This is a genomic window from Kitasatospora sp. NPDC093558, from assembly GCF_040683475.1.
Lineage (GTDB): Bacteria > Actinomycetota > Actinomycetes > Streptomycetales > Streptomycetaceae > Kitasatospora.
This window is the reverse complement of the sequence record NZ_JBFBDY010000998.1, coordinates 1-1,791: the sequence shown is the minus strand read 5'-3', so window position 1 is coordinate 1,791 and position 1,791 is coordinate 1. Positions and strand designations below refer to the sequence as shown.

Sequence of the window (1,791 nt, the reverse complement as noted above, 5' to 3'; positions counted from 1 at the left end):
CACCAAGGCCGAGCCGGGCAAGGTGGGGGCGCTGGTCAACTACGAGTCGGTGCTGCTGTCGATGATCGGCCGGCAAGTGGTCGGCCGGCAGGCGCCCCGCGCTCACCGGGGCTGCCCGGCGTCGACGACGGGCAGGAGCTCGACGACCCGGGGACGCTCGGTGGTGGGGATGCGTTCGGTGGCCGGGGTCCGGTAATCGTCGCCGCCGTAGAGCAGGGCGAGGAACTCCTCCGGTTCGCGGCCGGTGGTGGCGCGGACGGCGTCGGGGTCGGCGAAGGTCTGCCGGTTGTAGGCGCTGAGCTGGGCCTCGGTCATGTCGGCGCGCATCTGCTCGTACGGGGTGTAGAGGGTGGGGCGGACGCGGGCGCCGAGGTCCTTGACGGCGGCCATGGTGTGCCGGGCGCCTTCGGGGGTGGTGCCGGGCAGGCCGACGATCACGAAGCAGTTGAGCTCGATCCCATGGGTGCGGCACCAGCGGGCGACCTCCTCGGTGCGGGTCTCGGCCCGGCGCTTGACGCGGGGCAGTCCGGGTTCGGCGTTCTCCTCGAAGGTCTCGACGCCGACGCTGATCCGGATGCAGCCGGCGGCCGCCATCCGCGCGACGAGTTGCTCGTCGAGGTGGTGCAGGGTGGTCGCGCACTTCCAGGGGTAGCGGCGCGGTTGGGCGTCGAGGGCGGTGCACAGGTCGAGGACCCAGGCGCGGTTGAGGGTGAAGGTGGGCGCGTAGAAGGCGACGTACTCGAACGGCAGCCGGGCGAAGCTGTCGCGGATGTAGTCGATGGTGCGCTCGACGGTCAGCCGGCGTTCGCGCAGCCCCTGCATGGGCGGGACGTCGCAGAAGCTGCAGCCGACGGGGCAGCCGCGGGCGACCGGGGCGACGAGTTCGAGCCGTTCGGGGATGCCGCAGAACTTGTTCTCGTCGGTGCGGTAGAGGTTCTCGTAGGCGGCGTAGGGGATCTCGGAGACGTCGGGCAGGGCCCACTCGTCGGCGGGCAGCCAGGTGCCGGGGGCGCTCGGCCGGTGCCAGCCGCCGGAGTGGCGCAGGTGCACGCCGGGCAGGCCGTCGACCGGGGGGCGGCCGTCGCGGGCCCAGTCGAGTGCGGCGGCGGTGCCGGCCTCGTAGTCGCCGCTCGCGACGACGGCGTCGAGGTCGAGCGCGTGGAAGAAGCCGGGGTTCTGGTAGCTCAGCCGGCCGACGGTGACGAGCAGGGCATCGGGCAGTAGGGCGCGGGCGTAGTCGGCGGCCCGGCGCACGCCCTCGACGACGTCGTACTCGTTGACGATGACGACGGCCTCGTAGCGGCCCTGGTGGAGGCGGTCGGCCAGTTCTTTCCAGGTCCGGTTGAGCGCGCCGGCGTCGAGCGCGTCCACCTGGTGGCCCTTGGTGCGCAGGTAGGCGGCGACGGAGAAGACCGGCAGGTGGTGGCCGGCGTTGAAGTAGCTGGGGACGTGGGGTGGCCACAGGACCAGTACGCGCACGGTGAGGCTCCTTGTCGGGGTTCAGACCTCGCCGACGGCGTCGAGTTGACGGACCGTCAGGATCGCTGCGGACACGCCGGCCCGGCGCAGCTGGCGGCGCAGCAGGGCGCGGCGGCGGCGGGCGCGGCCCGGTCCGACGGCGATGACGAGGGTGGCGTGGGGGTTGTCGCGGGTGTGCTCGATCGCCGGCCACAGGGAGCGGGCCCGGAACCGGGCGATCTTCCACAGCAGCCGGGGGAAGTCCTGGGTGGCGGCCACCGGGTGGCCGGCCTCCGCGCGGGCCCGGACGAGGGCGGGCAGGCCGTCGTACCG

General features: G+C 73.4%; 2 protein-coding genes. Both read right to left on the bottom strand.

Annotated elements, in window-relative coordinates; all coding sequences use genetic code 11:
• Window positions 1-102: 102 nt before the first annotated feature.
• Window positions 103-1,479, bottom strand: coding sequence for a B12-binding domain-containing radical SAM protein (locus AB0O00_RS37805; RefSeq protein ID WP_363659224.1), 1,377 nt, complete (start codon window positions 1,477-1,479; stop codon window positions 103-105).
• A 21-nt stretch (window positions 1,480-1,500) separates the two neighbouring features.
• On the bottom strand, window positions 1,501-1,791 hold a 291-nt coding region (locus AB0O00_RS37800; RefSeq protein WP_363659223.1), incomplete at its 5' end, for a hypothetical protein.